Source organism: Methylomonas albis (assembly GCF_014850955.1).
GTDB classification, from domain to species: Bacteria; Pseudomonadota; Gammaproteobacteria; order Methylococcales; family Methylomonadaceae; genus Methylomonas; species Methylomonas albis.
The window spans coordinates 2,690,628-2,714,569 of record NZ_JACXSS010000001.1 but is presented as its reverse complement, the minus strand read 5'-3'; the positions used below and the strand labels follow the sequence as shown (position 1 = coordinate 2,714,569).

At 49.1% G+C, this 23,942-nt stretch carries 24 protein-coding genes, 4 tRNA genes and 2 pseudogenes; 25 read left to right on the top strand and 5 right to left on the bottom strand.

All coding sequences use genetic code 11. The features are described from left to right. Window positions 1-12: 12 nt before the first annotated feature. The gene (locus tag EBA_RS12520; protein ID WP_192375016.1) at window positions 13-189 is read right to left on the bottom strand and encodes a transposase; all 177 of its coding nucleotides are present in this window, start codon (window positions 187-189) and stop codon (window positions 13-15) included. A 230-nt stretch (window positions 190-419) separates the two neighbouring features. Between EBA_RS12520 and EBA_RS12515 the strand changes: the two genes are divergently transcribed. After that, entirely contained in the window at window positions 420-1,169 is a 750-nt protein-coding gene (locus tag EBA_RS12515; protein ID WP_192372303.1) for an IS5 family transposase, read from the top strand. A gap of 250 nt (window positions 1,170-1,419) precedes the next feature. On the opposite strand, the gene EBA_RS12510 is transcribed toward EBA_RS12515, so the two are convergent. Next, window positions 1,420-1,506, bottom strand: a tRNA-Leu gene (locus EBA_RS12510). Window positions 1,507-1,746: 240 nt separating this feature from the next. Between EBA_RS12510 and EBA_RS24925 the strand changes: the two are divergent. From EBA_RS24925 to EBA_RS12490, 4 genes and pseudogenes are all read left to right on the top strand, one after another. Beyond that, a pseudogene (locus EBA_RS24925) lies at window positions 1,747-2,004 on the top strand (transposase); the annotation flags it as partial. Window positions 2,005-2,012: 8 nt separating this feature from the next. Next, window positions 2,013-2,390, top strand: coding sequence for an IS3 family transposase (locus tag EBA_RS12500; RefSeq protein ID WP_192375015.1), 378 nt, complete (start codon window positions 2,013-2,015; stop codon window positions 2,388-2,390). A gap of 5 nt (window positions 2,391-2,395) precedes the next feature. After that, complete coding sequence (locus EBA_RS12495; RefSeq protein WP_192375014.1) at window positions 2,396-2,623, top strand: group II intron maturase-specific domain-containing protein; 228 nt, start codon at window positions 2,396-2,398, stop codon at window positions 2,621-2,623. 155 nt (window positions 2,624-2,778) lie between these two features. Continuing rightward, a pseudogene (locus tag EBA_RS12490) lies at window positions 2,779-2,979 on the top strand (IS3 family transposase); the annotation flags it as partial. 187 nt (window positions 2,980-3,166) lie between these two features. On the opposite strand, the gene EBA_RS12485 reads toward EBA_RS12490, so the two are convergent. Beyond that, window positions 3,167-4,351: an OmpA family protein gene (locus EBA_RS12485; RefSeq protein WP_192375012.1), complete on the bottom strand. Its 1,185-nt coding sequence runs from the start codon at window positions 4,349-4,351 to the stop codon at window positions 3,167-3,169. 164 nt (window positions 4,352-4,515) lie between these two features. On the opposite strand from EBA_RS12485, the gene EBA_RS12480 reads away from it, so the two are divergent. The 5 genes from EBA_RS12480 to EBA_RS12460 all read left to right on the top strand — a co-directional run bounded on the left by EBA_RS12480 (window position 4,516) and on the right by EBA_RS12460 (window position 6,729). Then, complete coding sequence (locus EBA_RS12480; RefSeq protein ID WP_229427841.1) at window positions 4,516-4,959, top strand: tetratricopeptide repeat protein; 444 nt, start codon at window positions 4,516-4,518, stop codon at window positions 4,957-4,959. A gap of 7 nt (window positions 4,960-4,966) precedes the next feature. After that, window positions 4,967-6,373 carry a glutamate--tRNA ligase gene (gene gltX, locus EBA_RS12475; RefSeq protein WP_192375011.1) on the top strand — a complete coding sequence of 469 codons (1,407 nt, stop codon included), beginning with the start codon at window positions 4,967-4,969 and terminating at the stop codon, window positions 6,371-6,373. A 41-nt stretch (window positions 6,374-6,414) separates the two neighbouring features. Further along, window positions 6,415-6,490 (top strand) — tRNA-Ala (locus EBA_RS12470). Window positions 6,491-6,512: 22 nt separating this feature from the next. Next, window positions 6,513-6,588 (top strand) — tRNA-Glu (locus EBA_RS12465). Between the two features lie 65 nt (window positions 6,589-6,653). Then, a tRNA-Glu gene (locus EBA_RS12460) sits at window positions 6,654-6,729 on the top strand. Window positions 6,730-6,907: 178 nt separating this feature from the next. Here the strand turns inward: EBA_RS12460 and EBA_RS12455 are convergent. Then, window positions 6,908-8,512, bottom strand: coding sequence for a lytic transglycosylase (locus EBA_RS12455; RefSeq protein WP_192375010.1), 1,605 nt, complete (start codon window positions 8,510-8,512; stop codon window positions 6,908-6,910). An 85-nt stretch (window positions 8,513-8,597) separates the two neighbouring features. Here EBA_RS12455 and EBA_RS12450 point away from each other — a divergent pair, with 85 nt between their 5' ends. The 13 genes from EBA_RS12450 to EBA_RS12390 all read left to right on the top strand — a co-directional run bounded on the left by EBA_RS12450 (window position 8,598) and on the right by EBA_RS12390 (window position 16,880). Beyond that, on the top strand, window positions 8,598-9,320 hold the full coding sequence (locus tag EBA_RS12450; RefSeq protein ID WP_192375009.1) for a class I SAM-dependent methyltransferase: 723 nt from the start codon (window positions 8,598-8,600) through the stop codon (window positions 9,318-9,320). Then, window positions 9,313-9,753 carry a ribonuclease HI gene (gene rnhA / locus EBA_RS12445; protein ID WP_192375008.1) on the top strand — a complete coding sequence of 147 codons (441 nt, stop codon included), beginning with the start codon at window positions 9,313-9,315 and terminating at the stop codon, window positions 9,751-9,753. The genes EBA_RS12450 and rnhA overlap by 8 nt, the downstream gene beginning before the upstream one ends. A 23-nt stretch (window positions 9,754-9,776) precedes the next feature. Continuing rightward, a complete protein-coding gene (locus tag EBA_RS12440; RefSeq protein ID WP_192375007.1) occupies window positions 9,777-10,055 on the top strand; it encodes a hypothetical protein in 279 nt (92 codons plus the stop codon). 10 nt (window positions 10,056-10,065) lie between these two features. Next, a complete protein-coding gene (locus EBA_RS12435) occupies window positions 10,066-10,323 on the top strand; it encodes a GIY-YIG nuclease family protein (protein WP_192375006.1) in 258 nt (85 codons plus the stop codon). Between the two features lie 120 nt (window positions 10,324-10,443). Beyond that, window positions 10,444-11,877, top strand: coding sequence for a hypothetical protein (locus EBA_RS12430; protein WP_192375005.1), 1,434 nt, complete (start codon window positions 10,444-10,446; stop codon window positions 11,875-11,877). 164 nt (window positions 11,878-12,041) lie between these two features. Next, complete coding sequence (locus EBA_RS12425; RefSeq protein ID WP_192375004.1) at window positions 12,042-12,593, top strand: FMN-binding protein; 552 nt, start codon at window positions 12,042-12,044, stop codon at window positions 12,591-12,593. Further along, a complete protein-coding gene (locus tag EBA_RS12420; RefSeq protein WP_192375003.1) occupies window positions 12,593-13,081 on the top strand; it encodes a hypothetical protein in 489 nt (162 codons plus the stop codon). The genes EBA_RS12425 and EBA_RS12420 overlap by 1 nt, the downstream gene beginning before the upstream one ends. Before the next feature lie 142 nt (window positions 13,082-13,223). Then, a complete protein-coding gene (locus EBA_RS12415) occupies window positions 13,224-13,718 on the top strand; it encodes a nucleoside triphosphate pyrophosphohydrolase family protein (RefSeq protein WP_192375002.1) in 495 nt (164 codons plus the stop codon). A gap of 14 nt (window positions 13,719-13,732) precedes the next feature. Further along, on the top strand, window positions 13,733-14,611 hold the full coding sequence (locus tag EBA_RS12410; RefSeq protein ID WP_192375001.1) for an NAD(P)-dependent oxidoreductase: 879 nt from the start codon (window positions 13,733-13,735) through the stop codon (window positions 14,609-14,611). After that, complete coding sequence (locus EBA_RS12405) at window positions 14,611-15,405, top strand: hydroxypyruvate isomerase family protein (RefSeq protein ID WP_192375000.1); 795 nt, start codon at window positions 14,611-14,613, stop codon at window positions 15,403-15,405. The genes EBA_RS12410 and EBA_RS12405 overlap by 1 nt, the downstream gene beginning before the upstream one ends. Before the next feature lie 31 nt (window positions 15,406-15,436). Beyond that, window positions 15,437-15,811: a VOC family protein gene (locus tag EBA_RS12400; protein ID WP_192374999.1), complete on the top strand. Its 375-nt coding sequence runs from the start codon at window positions 15,437-15,439 to the stop codon at window positions 15,809-15,811. Window positions 15,812-15,865: 54 nt separating this feature from the next. Beyond that, window positions 15,866-16,351, top strand: a complete 486-nt coding sequence (locus EBA_RS12395; RefSeq protein ID WP_192374998.1) for a hypothetical protein — start codon at window positions 15,866-15,868, stop codon at window positions 16,349-16,351. Beyond that, window positions 16,338-16,880, top strand: a complete 543-nt coding sequence (locus EBA_RS12390) for a hypothetical protein (RefSeq protein ID WP_192374997.1) — start codon at window positions 16,338-16,340, stop codon at window positions 16,878-16,880. Before EBA_RS12395 ends, EBA_RS12390 begins: the two co-directional genes overlap by 14 nt. On the opposite strand, the gene trkA is transcribed toward EBA_RS12390, so the two are convergent. Beyond that, window positions 16,877-18,232 (bottom strand): Trk system potassium transporter TrkA, encoded by a 1,356-nt coding sequence (trkA, locus tag EBA_RS12385; protein WP_192374996.1) that lies wholly within the window; start codon window positions 18,230-18,232, stop codon window positions 16,877-16,879. The genes EBA_RS12390 and trkA overlap by 4 nt on opposite strands. Before the next feature lie 320 nt (window positions 18,233-18,552). On the opposite strand from trkA, the gene secA reads away from it, so the two are divergent. Then, on the top strand, window positions 18,553-21,300 hold the full coding sequence (gene secA / locus EBA_RS12380; protein ID WP_192374995.1) for a preprotein translocase subunit SecA: 2,748 nt from the start codon (window positions 18,553-18,555) through the stop codon (window positions 21,298-21,300). A gap of 137 nt (window positions 21,301-21,437) precedes the next feature. Beyond that, window positions 21,438-23,942 carry a glycogen/starch/alpha-glucan phosphorylase gene (locus EBA_RS12375; RefSeq protein WP_192374994.1) on the top strand — a complete coding sequence of 835 codons (2,505 nt, stop codon included), beginning with the start codon at window positions 21,438-21,440 and terminating at the stop codon, window positions 23,940-23,942.

The following is a 23,942-nucleotide window of genomic DNA, read 5'->3' as shown; positions in this document are numbered from 1 at the left end:
CTGCTCAGTAAATCAGCTCAAGGTAAGCACAAGCGAACGGCTCAGATTGCACCGAGCACGCTGATTTAGTTCGCGGTTGGCCTCGGTTTCTTGCTTGGGGTGGCCTAGTGGCTTGCCGGCAAAGCGAATACCCCGTTGCTTCAGGTAGTCGCGGTTGGCACGGGTGCCGTAGATCGGATCAGCGAGCACTCGTTCCGGACAATGGCCGTAGCGCGCCAGATAGGCTTCGACTTGCGAACCTCAGTCCAAGCCTTCGTGAAAGGCGTCCCAGCGGTGCATGGAAGTTGCTGAGGGGAGTGGGGAATCAGGAAAAGTTTTGCTGAAACTTTTAGAGGCTGTTGCCGTTTTGGGATGATAGCCTTGAAATCGAACTGAATAGCCCAAATGCTTGAGTTTTTCAATCAACCTATACTCAAGCGATGCCACGACAGTTGTTTACGGATGAATACTGGAATAAATTCAAAGCCATCATGTTGAGCCTGGGGATTTATGACAAGCCTTCGCTACGACAAACGGTAGAGGGGATTTTTTATCGCTTGCGAGTAGGCTGCCCCTGGCGAGACTTGCCTATAACGTTTGGCAAATGGAATGCCGTGTATAAACGATTCAACGCGTGGTCGCTTCAGGAAAAATTGATGGGTATCTTTCGGGGACTGGTGGTGGAACCGGATTTGGAATGGGCATTTATCGACGGCAGTATTGTGAAGGCTCATCAACATAGTAGTGGCGCGGCCCATGAGCAGGAAACAGCCATTGGAAAATCCGTCGCGGGCAACACCACCAAAATCCATATGGCCGTTGATGCTTGCGGGCTGCCCATTCATTTCTCGGTGACGGGGGGCGAGGTGCACGACTGTAAAGAAGCGCCGGAATTGGTGGCTAAACTCCCTTTGGCTGCCCACATGATTGCTGATAAAGGCTATGACAGTGAGTCTTTACGTATTCAAATTCGAGACAAAGGGAGTGTGCCTATCATTCCTAGAAAACAGAACTCAACCATTGGGAATGACGAAATGGACTGGTGCCTCTACAAGTATCGCCACCTCGTTGAAAATGTATTTGCGCGACTGAAACATTTCAGAGCCATCGCGACGCGATATGACAAATTGAAACGCAATTTTGAAAGTGTCGTCGCTTTGGCCTGCGCTTTCATTTGGTTGCCCATGTAAAACGGCAACAGCCCCTATTTTCTTTGCGGATTTGAACTTGATACTTGCCAAGTCTTTTGCGAATTGTTGCCATTTTTCGCCCTCATTGTGACGCCAGTGTGACAAAGGAGCTTTACGGCGGTATTCTGGTCCCGATCTTTCCAGCATTTCTTAATGTTGGAAAGGCCTAATGCACTGCAACTGCAAATTAAATTGTAATTACAATGAGTTGAAAGAGTTTTAGTTGAAGCCATACTCAACGAATTAAGTATGGTGCCGAGGAGAGGACTTGAACCTCCACAGGGTTACCCCTACTAGCACCTGAAGCTAGCGCGTCTACCAATTTCACCACCTCGGCTATACCTGCGTGAGCAAGTAAAGCCGATATTATACGAACGCAGTAGGTTGCTGTCAAACCTAAACGTGCGGAGCGAATTGCCTCAAATTAAATAACCCAAGGGGGGCCATAAAAACGGGTCGTTGCCTCACTGATCTTGCCCCGAATTCACAGACACCCAGCTAAGAGAGTAATCTCTAACCGTGAGGAGTCTTATGAAAATGAACAAACCAAAAAAACGAATCCAGCCAACGCAATCGCTATATCCCGCAATTTAAAGAGCGAGCCCTGGAACAGGCGACACGAGATGGCGTCCCGCAAGCGGCCAAGGATTTAGGTATTGCCCCGTCAATGTTGTATGGCTGGCAATCTAAAGGCCGGCAAACGGGCCAATCCTTCGAAGATCAAAAGCTGCACCAAGCCGAGCGTGCACAACTCAAACGTGACGATGCTCGACTCGAAGAAGAGGCCGCTATTTTAAAAAAGGCGGCGGCGTACTTTGCGAGCCAGCACCGGTAAAGTACGCCATGATTCAGCAGCACGAACAGCAGTTTTCAGTGAGTTTGATGTGCCGACTCTTGACGGTTTCACGGAGTGGTTGCTATCAATGGAAGAATCGTCGGCCTTCCGAACGCCAGCAAACGCACGCAGTATTGGTCGTTGAAGTGAAGCGTGTTTTTGAGGATGAAAAAGCCCTTATTGGTTCGCCCAGGATTGCCAAGCGACTGAATGGCGAGGGGCATCGAGCCAGTCCACACGCCATTGCCAAGATCATGAAAATACAGGGTTGGCGGGCCAAAGCCGCTCGAAAATACAAGGCTATACATTCAGACCCCGAAGTGCTCGCGACAGAAACGGCAAATTCTTTGTCAGCTTCCCACCGGCCGTCAGCCGTAAAGCGTTGAAAGCCATGAGAGCAAAACTCAAAGGACATCCGTTGATCAAAGCGGGCTACAGTCAAAGCATCGTTGATTTGGCAAAAGCAATTATTCCGATCATACAGGGATGGATCACTTATTACGGAAAGTTCAGGAAATCGGCGATGTCGGCCATTTATAGCTACATCAACGATAAACTGTTGGGTTGCGAAAGTTCAAATCGTTACAGTGCCGGAAATGGCGTGCCAGCCAATGGTTAAAAGAGCTATATCGGCAATATCCGACATTGTTTGCACATTGGCGAGTCTCGAATTGGGTGGCTGGATAACAAGAGCCGTATGAATCGAGAGGTTCACGTACGGTTCCGTGAGCAACTGAAGGGGGTGGTTCCCTTAGGTTGATTCGGCCTGCAATGGAAAGCGGGAACCACAGTTTAAAAGTGGAAGCGATCCATGGTGAGCGGTTTACAACCCGCCAAGTTGCCAAACAACATGTCTTTGCATATATCGAGGTGTACTACAATCGAAAACGGCTTCATTCAAAGTTGGGATTGAAGCTTTTGAACTTAAATTTGTCGCTTAGTGAGGTGTCTGTGAAATGCGGGCAAGACCAATGATCGTGCCCGCCTGGGAACAAAAAGATTGGAATCTGCGCGCCAATTTTAACTTGGCCGGCCCGACTTGCTCTTCATTGCAGCGTCTGATTTACTGAGCAGGCACTAAATAGTAGGCATAAAAAAGGGAGGCTTCAGCCTCCCTTTGCGCTTATCGGGCGAGTTTTAACTCACCCGATACTTTCCACAATTACTTGTCGGTACGTTTGTAGTTAACGCGACGGTTGTAAGCACGGCCTTCGTCGGTTTCGTTGGTATCAACCGGTTGAGATTCGCCATAACCTACGGTAGTCAGTCGTTTGCTATCGACACCCAGTTTAACCAGTTCACCTTTGACAGCGTTAGCTCTGCGTTGAGACAGTTTCTCATTGTACGCATCGGTACCATAGCTGTCGGTATGTCCTTGAATTTCCACGGTCAAACCAGGGTTGAGCTTCATCACCTCAACTGCGTTTTGAATCAGAGGATCGTATTTTGATTTAACTTTATCGCTGTCGAAATCAAACAATACGCCATGGAATGCCCAGCAACCCTCTCTGTCAACGACGGCACCTTTAGGCGTGTCAGGGCATTTGTCCACACAGTTGCTTACGCCATCTTTATCGTCGTCTTGTGTTGAGCAATCGGCCACTTTTGGTGTCCCCGCTTTTAGGAATACGTTTTTAACCAAATCGCTCATGCCTTTTGCGCTGGTGATGGCTTCGGCAGTGGTTGCAAATCCACAGCCGGACGCGTTGGCCAGATCTTGCAGAACTGTTTGACCGGCGACATCTTCGTCATTGCCGACCCAAACTGTATAAATACATAACTTATCCCCATACTGAGATTTTAGTGCTTCCGCCGCGGGTACTGGAGAGACTTCCTCGATACCATCGCTGAAAACGATCAAAGCAATATTGCCGGAAGCGCTGCTTAGATCTTTGCCGGACTCACTCAGCGCCGTAGCCAGTGGCGTGCCGCCGCTAGAGCATTGCAGAGACGTAATGGCGCTTTCGAAGCCAGTTACAGAGTATTTTTGCACGGCTTGGTTAAGGTAAGTCGAGCCCCAAGATAGGCAAGGCCCAAAACCAAAACTAAGTAATCCGGACGCCAATGGCATCTCTGGAATAGATTTGTTGAATTTGTTCAACAAGTTTTTTTCGACATCAAGTTTGGTGCCGCTGTAGTCGGCCGCATTGACATAGGTGCGGCTCATTGACGAAGAAGAATCGTTAACCACGAAAAAGCTGCTGGTTTTTTGTACCAATTTTCCGGATTTAACTAACGCATTCAGGTCTTCCGCTTGGAAAGCCTGGAAGTTATTGCTTGACTGTGTCGCGCAACCCGAAAGTAGTGCTCCGGCCAAAGTAGCCGAGAATAAAAGGGTTCTTTTCATGTTTTGATTCTCCTAGTTGTTTTTCTGTATCTGCAAAGCCTAGCACATCGCCTAGGTGTCTCAAGTCTAACATCAATCCCTTATTTTGAAATAGTGTATTCAACTTATTCACGAGCATGAAATAATGCCGCATTGTTTTTGCGTTGGCTTTTTTGGAGAAGGTAGTGAGCAAGATTTTTGTTTTCTGTTTAATGTTTTTTCAAGCCTATTTGGCACTGGCTGAAGGTGTTAAAGAGTTGGCTGCAGCTGGTGACGCTCAGGCCCAAGCTAAGTTGGCTTCTGCCTATTTGCTTGGCCGCGATGGGATCGAGAAAGATGAGCAAAAAGCCGCGGAATGGATGGAAAAAGCCGCTAAACAAGGTTTGCTCGATGCCCAAGTAGTTATGGGGGCGATGTATGACAGGGGGATGGGTGTTGTAAGCGATAGAGACAAAGCTACCGAGTGGTATGAAAAAGCTGCCAAGCAAGGTCATGCTACTTCTTTGGCTATTTTAGGCAGAAACGATGCGGCCAAGGGCAGTGTACAATTCAATTATCAGGCGATGCGCTTAAACGCCTCGCGTTCCATTCCCAGCGAATACGCGAAGAAATTTTTAACAACTAAATAGTTTAATGATGAGTATCAGAACCCGATTTGCTCCAAGTCCTACCGGTTATTTACATGTCGGCGGTGCTAGAACCGCTCTTTTTTCATGGCTATATGCGCGTAAACACGGCGGCCGGTTTATTTTGCGCATCGAAGACACTGACCTGGAACGTTCCAGTCAAGAGTCTGTTAATGCCATTCTGGAAGGCATGACGTGGTTGGGTCTGGAATACGATGAAGGTCCGTTTTATCAGACCCATCGCTTTGATCGATATAAAGAAGTGATTCAGCAATTGCTGGCGCAGGGAGACGCTTATTATTGCTATTGTAGCCGCGAGGAGTTGGAGGTGTTGCGCGAGCAGCAAATGGCCGCCAAAGAAAAGCCGCGTTACAACGGCAAATGTCGGCATGGCGTTGAGCATCCGCAAGGCGAGAGGGTGGTGCGCTTTAAAAATCCTGAGCAGGGAGAAGTTATCATCGACGATATAGTGAAAGGTCGCATCGTCGTGGCAAATAAGGAGTTGGATGATCTTATTATTGCCCGTTCCGACGGTACACCTACCTATAATCTGACGGTAGTGGTCGATGACATGGATATGGAGGTTACGCATGTGATACGCGGTGATGATCACGTCAATAATACGCCAAGGCAGATCAATATTCTAAAAGCCTTGGGTGCGCAATTGCCGGTTTATGCACATGTGCCGATGATTTTAGGTTCGGACGGCGCGCGCTTGTCCAAACGTCACGGTGCGGTCAGCGTGATGCAGTATCGTAATGAAGGGTATTTACCCGAGGCTTTGTTGAACTATCTGGTACGCTTGGGTTGGTCACACGGCGATCAGGAATTGTTTTCCTTGGAAGAGATGGTGGCGCTGTTCGAGCTGGAAAAAGTCCATGTTTCCGCATCTACTTTCAATACTGAGAAGCTGCTCTGGTTGAATCATCAATACATCATGAATAGCGATCCTGCGCACGTTGCCAGACACTTGGCTTGGCATATGGGGGAGCGGGGCATCGATCCGACAACTGGGCCGGCGTTGGCGGATGTCGTTAAAGCACAACGCGAACGGTGTAAAACTCTGGTGGATATAGCGGTCGAAAGCGAATACTTTTACAAGGAATTCGACGGCTATGAAGAAAAAGCTGCCAAGAAGAATTTCAAAGCGGGCGTCGACGATGTACTGCGGCATTTGCTGACACAATTTAGTGGCATTAGCGATTGGGATGCATCAGGCCTTCATCAAGTGGTATTGGATAGTGCTGAGCAATTACAGCTTAATCTGGGCAAGGTCGCGCAACCACTGCGTGTGGCGGTTTGCGGTAGCGGCGTGTCGCCGGCTATTGACGTGACCTTGGCGCTGTTAGGCAGAGAAAAAACCCTGAAGAGAATAGAGCAAGCGATTCAATATATAAAGAATGTAGAAAATTCCTAGACAAAGTTCTGAAAATACGTATAATACGAGGACTCAACTACGGGGCCATAGCTCAGCTGGGAGAGCGCTTGCATGGCATGCAAGAGGTCAGGAGTTCGATCCTCCTTGGCTCCACCAAAATAGTTGATTTTAGTCCTGAGTCCCCATCGTCTAGTGGCCTAGGACACCGCCCTTTCACGGCGGTAACCGGGGTTCGAACCCCCGTGGGGACGCCAACTTGGCTAAAGCCGGTTTAAGCCGGCAATTCGTATTAAAGAAGTCAATCTACAAATAGTCCTGAGTCCCCATCGTCTAGTGGCCTAGGACACCGCCCTTTCACGGCGGTAACCGGGGTTCGAACCCCCGTGGGGACGCCATCCATTCTTAAAGGTGATCGCAGCGTGAGTAATATGCTGTTGGCCTTGCATTCCATCTGGTTTTAATCCACATTTAAGGTGGCTTTCGCTACTTAGCTATTTCTGTCGGGAAGGGTTGGGCTCAGCTAAGTCAGCGGGTAAATCTAAATCGATTTACCCTTTTTATTGCTCAGAAATATTAGGTGGACGGCTGGCCTGTTTCAATCATTACTTTTAGTTTTGAGCCGGGTTTGATGTCCGCTTTGTTTTTGGGGACATTATTCCATTTGCGTAACTCGGTGACGTTGACATTAAATTTCTTCGAAATTTGTGCCAATGTGTCGCCTGTTTTCACCGTGTAGCTGATTTGTTTAATGGCAGGTGCAGTTGAGGCAACGGTTATCGAGCTGCTTGTTTTCTTGATTGTAAGTTTTTGACCGGGTTTCAGTGCGGCTTTTTTGGATAATTTATTCCAGCTCACTATGTCATCTTTATCAACAGAAAAGCGCTGCGAGACATCCCATAAGGTATCGCCTTTTTTAACCGTATACTGCTGTTTGCTTGATTGAGCAGGGGTTGGTGTGTTTTGCTGAGATGTTGAGATAGCTGAAGCAACGGCCGCTGCGGGTTCGCCTTTTTGCGAATGAAACGAGACAGGAATTAAAAGGATTGTGCCCTGGGCAACGGTGTCGTCGCCAAGGTGGTTCACGTTGATAATCTCGTCGACGCTGGTGCTGTGCTTGTTAGCTATGCTCTGCAGTGTCTCTTTTTTGCCGACCGTATGGTGTTCCCATTTAATTCTTTCTTGGTGTGGCAATTCCGCCAGTTTTTCTTTAAATGAGTCGGCTTTATCGATCGGAATCAGCAGATGTTGCGCGCCGTTGGGATCGGTGCTCCAGCGGTTATAGCCAGGATTGAGTTTTAAGAAGTCATCCAGAGGGGTTTGTGCCATTTCGGCAGCTTTACCCAGGTCAAGCTGCGATTTTACATCGACCAATTCAAAGTAAGGTTGGTTGGCGAATTGATGCAGATTTACGTTATATTTTTCGGGATTGGCGAAGATTTTGGCGATTGCCAGTAATCTGGGTACATAAGCTGAGGTTTCGTTATTTAAATCCAGCGACCAAAAGTCAGTGGGCTGTCCCCGTTCGACATTTCTGTCTACGGCGTTTCTGATATTGCCTTTACCTGCATTATACGAGGCTAAAGCCAGTAACCAGTCTTTATTAAAGGTCTCGCTAAGTTCTTTCAGGAATGTGGTGGCGGCCTGGGTAGATTGCACCACGTCGCGACGAGCATCATACCAACTGTTTTGTTTTAACCCGTAAAGCCGGCCAGTTGGCGGAATGAATTGCCAAAGACCGGAAGCTTGAGCTGGAGACATCGCATCCGGCCTGAATGCGCTTTCTACTGCAGGTAATAAAGCCAGCTCGCCGGGGATGTTTTTAGCTTCGATTTCGTTAAGGATGAAATATAAATAGGGTTCTGCGCGTTGTTGAACTCTGGCGAGATATTCCGGGTTTCTAAGATACCAGTTTACTTCGCGGTCGATTCTGGCATTATCAATTTCCGGTAGTGCATACAGGGATAACATCCTGTCCCAAATAGTTGCGTGTTCTTTTGCTTCTACCTGCTTGTTGTGGGTTTTTCCGGTATTGCCATTGCGGGTAAATACGGAAAACTTGCTATTTGATGACTGGGTCAAGTGGTCTTTTTGAGCTTGTTGGCTACAGCCAGTCACTAGCAAAATAGGCAGTAGATAAGACAGATGACGGCCTGATTTTTTGGAAATTGAGCGGGGCATTGTCTGAACTCGCTAAAATAAAAAAATTAGATCCTAGCATGGCTTTCTAAAATAGCCAAAAAAACATACCCTTAGCGGCGGTTAAATGAAGAGAGAATTTTTATTTGCGTTGTACCAAACCCCGAGAGGTAAGCTACTGCAAACCATGGAAGCCAACTATTTGCGGCGATCGATAACTGTAAGTTGCAAACAGCAGCAAGTGCAGGTCGGCGGTTTAGGTTGGGAGAATGAGTTTGTCGATTTCTCCTTGTATCAGAATTATCTGATTCTGGACGGTAAGGCCATGGGCGATGCGAATGCATTGAAAGTGACTGCTAAAGCCTTCAATCTACCGATTCAAACCGAATCGATGGATTTGGTGGTGCTTCCGCATATTTTGGAGTTCGATGCGCGTCGCTTTCAAACCCTACGCGAAGTTAACCGGATATTAAAGCCGGGTGGCGAATTGGTCATGTTGAATTTCAACCCGTTTAGTCTGTCGGTACGTTTCCAATTTTTATGGGACAGGAAGCTTGCGGACTCCTGGCGGGCCCATTTCATCACTAAAGCGCGAGTTTTGGATTGGTTAAAATTGATGAATTTCGAATTGTTAACGACTGCTGAGTTTGGGCTTGACAGTTACACCATCGCTCACGGTAAATTCGAGTTTTGCTTTGCGTCGTTGTTCGCTATGGCCTATGGCGTTAAAGCAGTGAAGAGGCAATATACCTTGATCCCTTTATCCGCGACGAAGCAACGCAGAGGCAATTTGGCTGCGATCGGATTGAGTTTAAAATCAAACTTACATAGACAGGATAACCATGACTGAAGTTATTGTTTATACGGATGGCGCATGCAAGGGAAATCCCGGGCCTGGAGGTTGGGGAGTGCGATTGGAATATAAAAATAGTGAAAAAGAACTATGCGGTGGTGAAGCCGAAACGACTAACAACCGTATGGAATTGCTTGCGGCAATACAGGCTTTGGAAATATTAACCAAACCGTGCAGTGTTAAATTACACACCGACTCCAAATACGTTTTACAAGGGATTACCGAGTGGATGGTCAACTGGAAAAAGCGGGCATGGAAAACTGCGGCGAATAAACCCGTAAAAAATGAAGATTTATGGCGACGCTTGGACGCTGCGATCCAGCGTCATAATGTTGATTGGATATGGGTGAAAGGGCACGCCGGAGATGAAGGCAACGAACGCGCCGATCAGCTAGCCAATCAGGGAATCGAGCAATTGTCTCGCCCGTAATCTCTCTGAACTCAGGAAAAAGTATGTTAGGTTCAATGGCAGCCGCCTTGGTCGGTATTTGGTTTTATAACACTGCGCCACGTTCAGGTCGCTCGGCAATTTCATGGGCGTTGTCGGGCGCGTTGATTTATTTCTTGGCGGCGCTGTTCTGGACACTGGCGGTTACGCCCGGTATCAAAGATGCTGCAAGTCACAGCCAGAGCACCGCACTGATCTTCGTCGTTCGTTATGCCTATGTCGGTTTTGGAGTATTAGTTGCGGTTTTGCTGAACGGCTGGTTGAATAAATCAGCCGATTCCTAATAAAAGGCCTATGTCAACTTGGTCAGTCTATATTATCCAATGTGACGACGACAGCTTATACACCGGCATTAGTACTGATGTGGAGCGGCGTTTTCGTCAACATCTGATGCAGAAGGGGGCAAAATATTTCAGAAGCCGTCAGCCTCGCCAATTGGTTTTTGTCGAAACCGGACATGACCGGGTCTCAGCTTCCAGAAGGGAAGCGCTAATCAAAAAAATGAAGCGTACCGAAAAACTGGATTTTATCTCAGCGTCCCGCTCTAGTTAGCAAGTGCGGATTTTTTTTTGGAGATGGATTTTGTCTTAGTAATGCGGATGGTCTTGAGAATGATTTGCATTAATTGTTATAGGGGTTTTATACTCGAGTCTCAAATTCTTGGAGACCGATATGAAGCCATTAAACTCAATACTTAGCGCCGCGATCTCGACACTTGTCGTCAGTACCGGGGTGGATGCTGCAGGCATTCCCGCCGAAAAGCCACAATCCATGGATGAAATGTGGAAGATCATCCAGGCTCAGCAACAGCAAATCGATAGCATGACCAAAAAGCTGGAGGCTGTGGCGCAAAAGCCAGCAACGGGAGAAGTTAGCAATTTGGAACGTAAAACCAATGTGCTGACGGAAGAAGTGGAAAAGCTTCGGACTGAATTGGTGGTGCCGGAGAAGGTCGAATACAAAAGCGCTTATGGTTTAGGTCCGGCGGCTTCGAAAGTTTATCAAGCAAGCAAGGGTTTATCTTTAGGCGGTTATGGCGAAGCCAATTACCAGGCTAGGGTAAACGACCAAGGTGGGCGAGATGAAGATGGTAATGTAAAAAATCCAAATAATGCCGATTTAGAGCGCTTGGTTATTTATGCCGGTTATAAATTTACCGACAGTATCCTTTTTAACAGTGAGATTGAGTTTGAGCACGGCACTACCGGTGAAGGCGGTGAGGAGAGAGGCGAAGTTTCTGTAGAATTTGCGTCTTTGGATTTTTTCATCAACAGAATGGCAAATGTGCGTGCTGGTATGGTGCTGATGCCAATGGGCTTCATTAACCAAATTCATGAGCCGCCATTCTACTTCGGTAACAATCGTCCAGAAGTTGAAAAACGTATTATTCCCAGCACTTGGCACGAAAATGGATTGGGTTTGTTTGGTGAATTGTTGCCAGGTTTAACGTATACGACCTATGTCGTGAATGGTATGAATGCCCGTGGTTTTGCGTCCAGCGGGATTGCTGAAGGCCGGCAAGGTGGCAGCCAAGCAATGGCCGAAGATTTGGCTTATGTAGGGCGAATGGACTATGCGCCGGCTTTTGTGCCTGGTTTGAGCGTAGGTGGCTCCGCTTATTTGGGTAAATCCGGTCAGAATCAGTTTTTCGGCGGTCAGAAAGCCGATGTGATGACGGAGTTGTACGAAGCCCATCTGCAATGGAAATATCGCGGCGTGGAATTTCGTACGCTGGGGTCTTTCGGGCATATTGGTAATGCGGCTTTGCTAAGCGCAAGCAATTTGGCAGCAGATAATGGTAACGGCGTCATTGGTTCCGAAAACTACGGTTGGTATAGCGAGCTTGGTTACGACATCCTGCCGCACTTCCTGCAAGATACCACCCAATATTTAGCGCCGTTTTTCCGCTACGAACGATTGGATACTCTTGCTAAAGTGCCGGTGGGACAACTTGACGACTTGACCAAAGATATCGAAATTTTCCAGATCGGTATGAACTACAAACCGATACCTAATGTGGTGATCAAGGCCGACTACCGCAATTTCAATCAGAAAGCCGGTACGTCACCCGATGATTTCAATCTCGGTGTAGGCTTTATTTTTTAACAACACTTTGTTATTGCCTGTTGGCCCCGTCGGCTTGATCGATGGGGCAATTCCCGGTTTTACAGGAAGAGCCAAACCCAGTTATCGAACGCTTCGGCTTGGCAAATCGATGGCCTCTCTCTATCATACGGCCGTCTCATATACTTATTGGGTTATTCCAAAGCATGCTTTTTTCAAAATATTTCCGGTTCTTTCTGATTTCGCTGGTTTTTTGCTTAACCACTCTGAATGCTTACGCCACGGTGTTTTACAGCAAAGAAGAAGCGATGAAGCTGGCGTTCGGTGACGACGCTACCGTAGAAATGCAATCGCTGTTTCCCACGCCTGAAGAAGTGGTGCAGATCGAACAACTAGCCAAGGTCAAGCTGGAATCCAATCTGTTCAGTTTCTATGTCGGCAAGAAGCAAGGTACTGTAATTGCTTATGCCGCCATCGAATCTCGTACCGTTAGAACCAAGCCGGAAACCTTGCTGGTCGTGTTAACGCCGGAAGGCAAATTGCGTAACGTTTATACCTTGGCGTTTCACGAGCCGCCTGAATATCTGCCGCCGGAGCGCTGGATGGACTTGCTGGCCAATCATTCCATCGAGGAGTTGAGTCTAAGCAAGGACATTCAAGGTGTGGCCGGCGCGACGCTCAGTACCCGTGCCGCGATCAATAGTGCCCGCAAAGTGTTGGCGATTTATCAAGTTCTTATCCAAAACAAGTCACACTGATGCGTTTTTTTGTTACCGGCGAACAGAATCGCCAGCTGTTGATCAATTCTTTGATTTTGATGTTCCTGGCCTATGTGGCCTTATTGTGGATCAGCAATGGCTTGATGTATTTCCATAAAATGAATCTTACCCCGGAGTCCGTGGTTTCTTATTATTTGGGGAGCGAGCAAGAGTTTAACGAGCCGAAAAGCTATCAAAGTCTGCTGGAAGTCAGTCATTTTCATTTGTTCGCAATGGGCATGCTGGTATTGACGCTGACGCATCTAATGTTGATGACCTCATTGCCGACCCTGATGAAAGTCTGGATCAGCGCCATAGTTTACGCAGCAGCGATAGCCGATGAAGCGGGCGGTTGGTTGGTGCGCTATGTCGATCCATCTTTCGCCTATTTCAAAATAGCTGCGTTTTTGTTACTGGAAACTTCCTTGTTCTTGCTGATCGTGATAGTCAGTTTGTCGCTGATTGAATCGCGTCGGCAATTGCGTTAACGCATTTAACAAATGATGCACTCTCCGTGTTCTGCGGTGTCACACTCCTGCGATATTTAGCGGGGAAGCGCGATAGCCCGATTTCTATGTCTGATCGCGCATGTTAGCCCTCGAATTCTTGAATTAAACTCAGAGCAAAGCCATGAACAAACATTTACAACAAGTTAGAGATTTTCATCGGAAATTCGGTATTAATCAGCCAGATGACGGCGAATCTGGGCATTTATCCAATATGGATATTGTCATGCGTCAGGCCTTACTATTGGATTGCGGTAGCGAGACTTTTAGAGCGATTGCCAGTGGCGACTTAACCAAAATTTTAGCCGGTTTAGTGGATTTATCCTTTAATGCGCTGGCGGCTATTGCCAGTCGCGGTGACGACGTTATCGCGGTATCCGCCAATTGGCGGCAGGATGGTTCGGTGTTATCGGTTATGCGCGTGCTATCCGAAAAAATCAACCAATGCACCTCCGGCGAGACCGTACATTATTCAGGGTTGTATGCTATTTGCGCGCATTTATCGCAACGTTTTGTAAATGCCGATTTCGACGAAGCGTTCCAAATTGTCCATCAGCACTTGATGAGTGGTCGGGGCGATACCGAACGTTTGGATTTAAGCCCGGCACTATTCGAATAAAGGCGAGCTCCAATATGGTAGAACAAAGCTACACGCTCGGTTTTGTCGGTATAGGCCTGATGGGCCAGCCGCTAACCCTGCGGCTTCTGGCGGCCGGTTTTCAAGTCAATGTCTGGAATCGTACGGCCGCCAAGCTAGATCTAGTTAACAGTGCGGGGGCTAAAGCCTGTGGCAGTGTTTGTGAGCTGGTAAAAGCCTCCGATGTGGTGATTTTGTGCTTGGCCGATACCGAGGCCGTGGAAGCGGTGGTGAAGGAACAGGTCATCGCTAACGGCAGCTCTGATAAATTGCTCATAGATTTGTCCAGCATCCATCCGGAAGTGACCCGGCGCATGGCATCTCAATTGCAAGCTGCTTGCGGCATGCGCTGGGTAGACGCGCCGGTATCCGGCGGTACGGCCGGCGCAGAGCAGGGTAGTCTGGCGATCATGGCTGGCGGCGCAGTACAAGATATTGAAATTGCCAGGGAAGTGTTGCAGCCGTTGTATAGCCGCTTGACCCACATGGGCACGGTCGGCAGCGGTCAGGCTACCAAAATCTGCAATCAGATGATCGTCAGTTGCAATGTGCTGGTAATCGCAGAAATGATGGCGCTGGCCAAGTCGGTCGGCGTCGATGTGGCAAAAATTCCCGAAGCGCTGGCGGGCGGCTTTGCCGATTCTAAACCCTTGCAAATCGTCGGCCCGGAAATGGCCGCAAAGCGCTTCGAGCCTGTGAAATGGCGCGTGAAAACCTTATTGAAAGATTTAAATATGGCCGTTGACTTGGCTGGCACACAAGGCAGCGCAGTGCCGATGTCCGGTTTGGCCGCGCAACTGATGCAATTACATGGTAGTGGCGGCTTTCTGGAACAAGATCCCGCGACGCTAATCAAGCTTTACACCCAAGACTAATGCTGCGTTTTACCGCCAATCTGAGCTTATTGTTTACCGAACTGCCGTTGCCTGAGCGATTCCAGGTTGCTAAACAGCATGGTTTCGATGCGCTGGAAATCCAGTTTCCTTACTCGCTGCCAGCCGAACAAATCGCCGATCTATTGGATCAGCAGGATTTACAGTTGGTGTTGTTCAATGTCGATGCCGAGACTTTGCTGCAGGGCGGCGAGGGTTTGGCGGCGGCTCCGGAAAAACGCGATCAATTTAAAGCGGCTGTAGAGCAGACGCTGTCTTATGCCGCACGTTTGAAGCCAAGCGTTATTAACGTGCTGCCTGGTTGCTGCCTTAACTCACAACGCTTGAGTGAATATCAAGCAACCTTGTTGGAAAATCTGGCGTACGCCGCAGCGGCTTTTGCCGAATTGGGTATCAAAACCGTATTCGAAGCGGTCAATAGCCACGACATGCCAGGCTTTATCGTCGACAACGGCGACAAAATGCTGAATGTGCTAAAGCAAATCGACCATCCGAATTTATTCATGCAATACGACATTTATCACATGAGCCGGATGGGCGAAGATTGTGCCGGATTTTTGAGCCAACATCTGGACAAAATAGGTCATATTCAGTTTGCCGATTGTCCTGGGCGCTGCCAGCCGGGTAGCGGTGTTGTGGATTTCGCTAGCCTGTTCGATATTATCGCTTCGTCTAACTATCAAGGTTGGGTTGGGGCCGAGTATCGGCCGACAGCCGACACCGCAGCCAGTCTGGATTGGTTGAAAACCTACGCTGTAAAGTATCGGGCGGTATAATCGCCTGGCCTCAAATCAACTGTTGATTGCCATGTCCAAACATAATTTTACTATTCATCACGCCAGTTTGATCGTTTCAGATACCGAGCAGTCGCTGCTTTTTTACCGCGATGTGTTGGGAATGGAGCAGACCGAGCGGCCGAATCTGCCGTTTCCCGGCGCTTGGTTGCAAATCGGTGCGCAACAGATTCATTTGCTGGAATTGGATAATCCCGATCCCACCACCGGTAGGCCAACGCATGGTGGTCGCGATAGGCATGTGGCGATGCATATCGATTCGATCGATGTCTTGCTCGAGGATCTGGAGCGAACCGGTACGGCTTACACTGTGAGTATTTCCGGACGCAAGGCGCTGTTTTGCCGTGACCGTGACGGTAACGCGCTGGAGTTCATCGAACGGCCCTGATTACTCATGTTCGGACGACTTTTCTATAGCGGACTATTAATAGGCAGCTTGGCAATGCTGCTATTTCTGTTGGGTTTTGTCTGTTTGCAGTTTGGCATGGCCTTGTTGATGGGTTTGTTTTATTTGATAGCGAGCAAAGTGATGTTACTGGCTTTGGCGTTGTTGGCTTTGCTTGGAATACTGAGCTTATTCAAGGCGATTTGCCACGAACTGTGTGTATATTTCAATCAAGAGTCCTCTGCGTTGCGGCATCTATGGTTTTTGCAAGTTAGGCGGCAAGACGTGGAGCGGCGTCAGGCTGCTGAATGGCGGCAGTTGAGCTATTTGCATAGATTCAAGCGGCAACGCCTGCTTGCTGCCGATAACCGAAAACAGCTCGGAGCGTTATCCGATTCGGTTAGCCAAGAATTGCAGGTGGCGCGGGCGCAACTGCCGGCTACCCGATATAAAAATCTGCGCAAAGCCTTGCGCCAGTATCGTAAACAAGCCAATGCCGCGGCAATGTTGACTTTGCGTCAACAGCTCCATGTTACCGATTAGTCGCTGGCTGGGCGAAGCGCTGGCGTTTTTACGGCGCAGTCGCGACGATAATTTGCAATGGCATTTGTCCAGGCATGAAGATGTCGCCGATTTGCGGCAAGTCAAGGCGCTGGCAGAACAGGCCTTGGTGGCGCAACTGAAAAAACAGTCGCAGCAACTAGCTCACGAGCTGGCTGTCAACAAGGCCCGCAACAGCAACGAGCTGGCGATGGTGAAAACCCAGTGCAAGCAGGATTTAAAAGACTATCAGCAATATCTGCAGTCGCTGGATAAGCTGAAGGATTCGTTGCGTAGCAGTTACGCGCATTTACCCGAAGCCGTGGCTTTTACGATTCATCATCACGCTAAACAATTATTGAACCGGATGTGGGATGCGCAAGAGCCGCAGGAAAAACTGAAAATCGAAATGCAGCTGTTGCAGTTGATGACAGCGGTGCACGAGGACAGTCAGGCTTCATTGCTATGTGAGGGCAGCGACGGTTTGCCGCAGCGGGCTTTGGCGTTTATCGATGCGGATTTGGCGGGTTAGATAGGCTGGAAATACCCTTCGATGTCTTTAACCATTTTTTTGTTCAGCGCAAACATCACCACATGGTCGCCTTCCGCGAATACTGTGTCGTGATGCACCGGAATGACCTCTTTCTCGCGAATCAGCGCACCCAAGATTACGCCGTCCGGTAAATTCACTTGATCCACGCGTAAGCCGACCACGGAGCCGGCGTTCTTGCTGCGGTGAGCGATGGCTTCGATCGCTTCGGCGCTGCCGCCGCACACAGAGCTAACGCCGACCACGTCGCCTTTTCTGACGTGTTTTAGAATGCCGCCCAAGGTTTCCAGTTTCGGCTGAATCGCCAGGTCGATCTCGGTGCCATCCAATAGCTTGAGGTAGGAATTATTGTTGATCAGGCAGATAGCCTTTTTGGCGCCGAGTTTTTTCGCCAGTCCGGCGGAAATCAAGTTAATGCCGTCGTTATTGGTGATCGCGCAGAACAAATCGATGTCTTCGATCATTTCTTCTTGTAGCAGCGATTCGTCCGTGCAGTCGCCATGCAGAATTAAGGTGTGGCGTAAGTCGTTGGAGATTTCTCGGGCACGTTCGATGTCTTGTTCGATGACTTTGACTTGGTAGTTTTTTTCCAATGCAATCGCCAGACGCTTGCCGACATGGCCGCCGCCGGCCAGCATAATGGTTTTGATCGGCGATTCCAGTTTATGTAAATCCACCAGGGTTTTACGCACTTTGTCGCGCGGGCAGACGAAGAATACTTCGTCGCCGGTGGCAATCACCGCTTCGCCGTTCACCGCAATGGCTTTGCCGTCGCGGAAAATCGCCGCGACCCGGATCATGCTGTCGGCAAGCTTTTCTTTCACAGCGTGAATGCGTTTGCCGGTCAGAAAACCGGTCGGCACTACCCGAATCGAAAACAGCCTGACCAAGCCGTCGGCAAACTCGGAAACATGCAGTGCGCCCGGATATTTGATTAGATTATGGATGGATTCGGTCACCACCTGTTCCGGGCTGATGACGATGTCAATGCCACCCGGTTCAAACAGTTCGGGATGGTTCAAAAAGTCGATGGCGCGGACGCGGGCGATGGTTTTGGGCTTGCTATAAAGGGTGTTGATCACCTGGCAGGCCAACATATTGGTCTCGTCGCGGTCGGTAACAGCAATCACCATGTCAGCGTCTTGAATCCCGGCTTGCTCGAGAACACTGGGATGGGCGGCGTTGCCTTCGACCGTGGCTATGTCCAGGCGGCCTTTTAATGCGGTGAGCAAATGCGCGTTTTTGTCGATAACGACAATATCGTTTTCTTCACTGGCCAATGCGCCGGCAACCGAAGAGCCGGTAACGCCGGCACCGAGAATGACTATTTTCATAAGTTCTTAAAGCCAGAAGAATGATGTCTAATGCTTGTTGCCGCAATGGCCGAAGCCGGCGAATTATACGCTGATCGATTGGCTTGTCCACGTCTGTGCTGCCCCTGATTTGCCGCGATGGAAATAGCGAATTTTTGGCACTAGACTGCAGCTGTATGCAAAAAAATCGCGTTTCACATCGCTGATAGCCCCGTTTAAATACCCGATATAGGCAAACCGACTGGCTAGTCGTCCGACTTTATCAGGCTTGTTTTCTGGTCACAGCCGCCCCATACCGTTTATAATCGCAAACTTTGGTTCACTCTCACTCTGGAAATATCATGCTGGGTAAGCTGGTTAAATTGGTAGTTGGCAGCCGTAACGACAGGCTGGTCAAGAAGAAACGCAAGCTAGTCAAGAAAGTAAATGTCCTGGCCACCGAATACGAAAAATTATCCGACGCGGCCTTGCAAGGGAAAACACAGGAATTTCGCGACCGACTTGCCCAAGGCGAAAAGCTAGACAATTTACTCCCAGAAGCCTTTGCTACCGTGCGGGAAGCATCGACCCGTGTGTTTGGCATGCGTCATTTCGACGTGCAGTTGATCGGCGGTATGGTGTTGCATAACGGCAAGATTGCCGAGATGAAAACCGGTGAGGGTAAAACCCTGATGGCAACCCTGGCCGCCTATTTAAATGCCTTGCCGGGCAAAGGCGTGCATGTGGTGACTGTGAACGACTACTTGGCGCGCCGCGACGCGGAATGGATGGGTAAACTCTACGGTTTCCTGGGCTTGACCACCGGTGTAATCGTCAGTGATTTGAACCATGAGGAACGGCAAGTCGCCTATGCCGCAGACATCACTTACGGCACCAACAATGAATTTGGTTTCGACTATCTGCGCGACAACATGGCCTTCAGTTTGGAACAAAAAGTTCAGCGCGAACTGAATTTTGCCATCGTCGACGAGGTTGACTCGATTTTGATCGACGAAGCCAGAACGCCGTTGATCATCTCCGGTCAGGCGGAGGGCAGTACCGATGTTTACCTGAAAACCAATCAAATCATCCCGTATCTGACTAAACAGGAAAAGTCCGACGATCCGGAAAAACAGGAGCAAATGCCTGGCGATTATGCTGTAGACGAAAAATCTCGGCAGATCCATTTGACCGAGGCCGGTTACGAGCATGTCGAGAAACTATTGGCGGAGCACGGCTTGATAGCTGATGGTTCGACATTATACGAGGCTGCCAATATCCGCTTGATGCACTATCTGAATGCGTCGTTGCGGGCTCATGTGCTATTCCAAAAAGATGTGGATTACGTGGTTAAGGACGGTCAGGTCATTATCGTCGACGAATTCACCGGTCGGATGATGAGTGGACGGCGTTGGTCTGAGGGTTTGCATCAAGCGATGGAAGCGAAAGAAAGCGTGTCTATCCAGAATGAAAACCAAACGTTGGCCTCCATCACCTTCCAGAATTATTTCCGTCTGTACACCAAGTTGTCCGGTATGACCGGCACCGCCGACACCGAAGCGTTCGAGTTGAATAAAATCTACGGTCTGGAAGTGGTGGTGATTCCTACCCATAGACCGATGATTCGCAAAGACAAAGGCGATTTGGTTTATCTGTCGGCGCGGGAAAAATACAATGCAGTGATCGAAGACATTAAAGATTGCGTAGAGCGTGGCCAGCCAGTGTTGGTCGGTACTACTTCGATCGAGAACTCCGAGCTGATCTCAGCCATGTTGCAAAAGCAAAACATCCGCCATGAAGTGTTGAATGCCAAGCAGCACGAGCGCGAAGCGCACATCATCGAAAATGCCGGTATGCCAGGCGCTGTCACTATCGCCACCAATATGGCCGGTCGCGGTACCGACATCGTGTTGGGAGGCAATATGAATGCCGAACTGGCTGCCTTGGGTCCGGATGCCAGTGAAGCCGATAAAGAAAAAGCGCGCGGTGCTTGGATGGATAGACATCAGACAGTATTAGCCAGCGGTGGTCTGCATGTGATCGGTTCGGAACGTCATGAGTCGCGGCGGATCGACAACCAGCTGCGTGGCCGTTCCGGCCGGCAGGGTGATCCCGGTTCCACCCGTTTTTATCTGTCTCTCGAAGACGACTTGATGCGGATTTTTGCGTCCGAGCGGGTAGCCGGTTTGATGCAAAAACTGGGTATGGAAGAAGGCGAAGCCATCGAGCATCCTTGGGTGACGCGTTCCATCGAAAGCGCGCAACGCAAAGTAGAGAATCGCAACTTCGATATTCGAAAAGAAATTCTGGCTTACGACGATGTGGCCAACGATCAGCGCAAGGTTATTTACGCGCAACGTAATGAGTTGATGGCGGCCGAGGATATTAACGACATCGTCAACGCGATTCGTGCCGACGTCCTGAACGATGTAATCACCGAATACATTCCGCCGAAAACCATGGAAGAACAGTGGAATGTGCGCGGCTTGGAAAGTCATTTGCAGCAAGAGTTTAATCTGCAGATGCCGTTGGTGGACATGCTGGACAATGACCGCACGTTGAACGAACCGAAATTGCGCCAGTTAATTATTGAAAAAGCCGAGCAGGAAAGTCACGCCCGCGAAGAAGCTGTAGGCGTTCAAGTATTGCGCCATTTTGAAAAATCGGTAATGTTGCAAGTGCTGGATAATAGCTGGAAAGAACATTTGGCGGCGATGGATCAGTTGCGCCAAGGCATCCATTTCAGAGGCTATGCGCAGAAAGATCCCAAGCAGGAATACAAGCGCGAGTCCTTCCAAATGTTTACCAGCCTGTTGACTCATATCAAGGAGGAAGTGGTAGGAATACTCGCCAAAGTGCAAGTGGCGCGCGAAGAAGATGTGCAAGCGATTGATGAACAACGCCAGGCGCCGCTGGAAATGCATTACGAACATGCGGAAGCCCATTCGATTTTTGAAGACGAGCCGATGGTACAAACAGCCCAGCCCGATTCAGAATCGGAGAGTGCGGAGCAACCTTTTGTCAGGCTCGGCAACAAAGTGGGCCGTAATGATCCTTGCCCTTGCGGTTCCGGCAAAAAGTACAAGCAATGCCACGGCAAATTAAACTGATGTTAAACCGCGACACCTTACACGGGGTGTCGCGGGTGCCCGACAAACCTATTTGAGGTCCTTTCTGCATGGCTTACAGTCTTGCAATATCAGCGGCCCAGAGTACTTAATTTTCATTGTCTTCAAGGGTAACCACTATGCCGCATAGAGTCTTTCATAAAAGTAACCCCGCCGCCGATATTACCAGGCTCCCCAAGTTGGGCATGGATAAAAAGCATTTCATTGCCGATTTCAAACATTATTACAGTCATCGGCTCGGACGCGACCAAAATTGCCGTTCCCCTCATTACGCTTACGAGGCCTTATCTTTGGCGATCAGCGACCGCTTGGTCGAGCGCTGGAAGAAAACCTATAACGTCTATCGTGACTCCGATTGTAAAAAAGCCTTCTATCTGTCAATGGAGTTTTTGATGGGGCGCTCGCTGAGCAATGCGATGTTGAATTTGGGTGTGGACGACATCATTACGCAAGCCTTGTATGATCTGGGGCTGGAAGCCGAGGAACTGATAGAAAGCGAACCCGATGCCGGCTTGGGTAACGGTGGTTTGGGGCGTTTAGCGGCTTGCTTCATTGACAGTTGTGCGACCTTGCAATTACCGGTCACCGGCTACGGTTTGCGTTACGAATACGGTATGTTTTCTCAACAAATCGTCAACGGCGAGCAAATTGAAAGACCGGATCATTGGTTGCGGATGGGCAATGTATGGGAAATCGAACGGCCGGAATACATGCATCGCATCAAATTCGGCGGCCACACGCAAATGCATATCGATGAAAAAGGCAACAAGCGCAGTAGTTGGCTGGATACGCACGATGTAATTGCAATGCCTTACGATACGCCGGTACCAGGTTATAAAAACGGCACGGTGAACACCTTGCGTTTGTGGAAAGCCATCGCCACCGAGGAATTTAATTTAGAGGAATTCAATGCCGGCGATTACGCCGAAGCGGTAGCCGAGAAAAACACCGCAGAGAACATCACGATGGTGCTGTATCCCAACGATGCCAACGAAAACGGCAAAGCCTTGCGCCTGCAACAGCAATATTTGTTAGCCTCGGCCAGCTTGCAGGACGTGATCGCTAATTGGGTAGGTCGCCATGGCAACAATTTCAGTAAATTCGCAGAGAAAAACTGCTTCCAGCTCAATGATACTCACCCCAGCATCGCAGTCGCCGAACTGATGCGTTTGTTGATGGATATTCACGGTTTGTCTTGGAAAGAAGCCTGGAATATCACCCGCAATACCATGGCTTATACGAATCACACCTTGTTGCCGGAAGCGCTGGAAAAATGGTCGGTTAATCTGATGCAGAATTTGTTGCCGCGCTTGATGGAAATCATTTTTGAGATCAACGCGCACTTCATGGCTGAAGTCTCGGCGCATTGGCCCGGCGATAACCCACGCATGGCGCGGATGTCCATTATCGAAGAAGGCCATCAAAAGCAGGTGCGGATGGCCTTTTTGGCACTCGTTGGCAGCTTCTCGGTTAACGGCGTTGCCGAGCTACATTCCAAATTACTGCAGGAAGGGCTGTTTAGAGACTTTTACGAACTCTGGCCGCAGAAGTTTAACAACAAAACTAATGGTGTTACCCCTCGGCGCTGGCTGGCCGGCTGTAATCCGGAATTGGCGGAATTCATTACCGCAACCATCGGTAATAGCTGGCTTACCGATCTCTCGCAATTGTCTAAATTAGCACCGTACGCGGAGGACACCACGTTCAGACAAAAATGGTACGACTTAAATCGTGCCAGCAAACAGCGCCTGGTCGATTACAAAAAAGAAGAGCACGACATCGAGATCAATGTCGATGCTTTGTTTGATGTGCAAGTCAAACGTATCCACGAATACAAGCGGCAGATTCTGAATGTGCTGCATGTGATCCATCTTTACGATCGTATCAAGCGCGGCGATACCCAAAACTGGGTGGATCGCTGCGTCCTGATCGGCGGCAAGGCTGCGCCAGGTTATGTGATGGCGAAAAAAATCATCAAGCTGATCAACAATGTCGGTAACGTCATCAATGGCGATCCCGACGTTGGCGAAAAACTTAGATTGGTATTTATGCCCAATTATTGCGTGTCGGCGATGGAGAAAATCTGTCCTGGTGCGGATTTGTCGGAGCAAATCTCGACCGCTGGTAAGGAAGCGTCCGGCACCGGCAACATGAAATTCATGATGAACGGGGCGCTGACTATCGGTACTTTGGACGGCGCCAATATCGAAATTCGCGAAGAGGTTGGTGCCGAGAATTTCTTCTTGTTCGGTTTAACCGAAACCGAAGTCGAGGCCCTCCGGCCGCATTACGACCCTAGCTGGTTTATCAATCAGGACGGCGATTTGCAAGGCGTCATGCGTTTGTTGGAATGCGGGCATTTCAATCAATTCGAGCCGGGCATTTTCGATGACATCATTGCTTCGATTAAAAGTCCGCATGATCCCTGGATGACTATTGCCGATTTTCGCAGTTATCTGGATGCGCAAAAACGTGTCGAGGAAACTTGGCGTGACCAGGATCGCTGGACCAAAATGAGCATTCTCAACACAGCGGCCAGCGGCAAGTTTTCCACTGATAGGACCATTAGCGAATACAATCGCGAAATCTGGAAACTGTCGCCGGTGGACGTGGAAAAATACTAA